The 984-nt window shown below is 69.4% G+C and carries 1 protein-coding gene; it reads left to right on the top strand.

Translation table 11 applies throughout. The features are described from left to right. Window positions 1–277: 277 nt before the first annotated feature. Window positions 278–984: RNA polymerase sigma factor (locus tag A5706_RS11090; protein ID WP_068130182.1), on the top strand; the 707-nt coding region annotated here is incomplete at its 3' end.

The raw sequence follows: 984 nt of genomic DNA, 5'->3' as shown, positions 1-984 counted from the left end.
TATCCCGCGAGGGTGCGCAGAATGCCGTCACACGCCGGCGTGTCGCGGACAAACGCGCACCCCCCGCCAGTGTTGTGCCTGCCGCCGCACCACCTCGTGCAGGGCGTGTGCAAGTGACGCCGCGGGTCCGAGCGAGGCTGGTGTCGATCCTGACCTCTCATGCGCCCACCACGGAACTGGAATTTCTCGTGCTATTTCACCGCGGTGCGCGCACACTTATTCGCAGCGTCGGTTCTCGCACGAGGCGCACCGACGCCTCATCGGCTGGGGAAACGATGTGACGACCGCGCTATCCAACTTTGACATCGTCAGCGACGGGGAGCTGGCCCGCGCTGCGGCGTCGGGTGATCGACGCGCCTTTGCCATGATCTACGACCGTTACGCCGACCGGCTGCACGACTTCTGCATCGGCATGGTCCGCGATCGCGACACCGCGGCCGACTGCGTACAGGACGTCTTCTGCTCCGCCGCAACCCAACTGCCCAAGCTGCGCGACCCCGAGCGGCTGCGGCCCTGGCTGTACGCCATCGCCCGCAACGAGGCGCTGCGCTGCATCCGGGACCGCCGCCGCGAACAGGTCTCCGACGAGCTGCCCGAGGCCGCGTCGCACGACGCCGGACCCGACACCCTGGCCGCGCGCAACGAGCTGGCTGCCCTCGTCGCCGAGGCCGCCGGCGGGCTCGTCGACCGGGACCGCGCGGTGCTGGAGCTGGCCTACCGCCACGGCCTGGACGGGCCCGAACTGGCCAACGCGTTGGAGGTCAGCCCCGGCACCGCCAACAAGATGGTGTCGCGGCTGCGCACCACCATCGAATCGTCGTTGGGCGCGTTGCTCGTGGCTCGGCGTGCCCAGCACACCGTCGACAAATGCGCCGAGCTGGGCACCATCCTGGCCGGCTGGGACGGGCGCTTCAGCGTGCTCATGCGCAAACGCATCAGCCGCCACATCGAGTCCTGCTCCGTCTGCGACGAAGAACGGCGCCG

This window comes from Mycobacterium sp. E796, from assembly GCF_001672815.1.
Classification (GTDB): domain Bacteria; phylum Actinomycetota; class Actinomycetes; order Mycobacteriales; family Mycobacteriaceae; genus Mycobacterium.
Note: the sequence above shows the minus strand (reverse complement) of the source record. Positions and strands in the feature narration are given on the sequence as shown.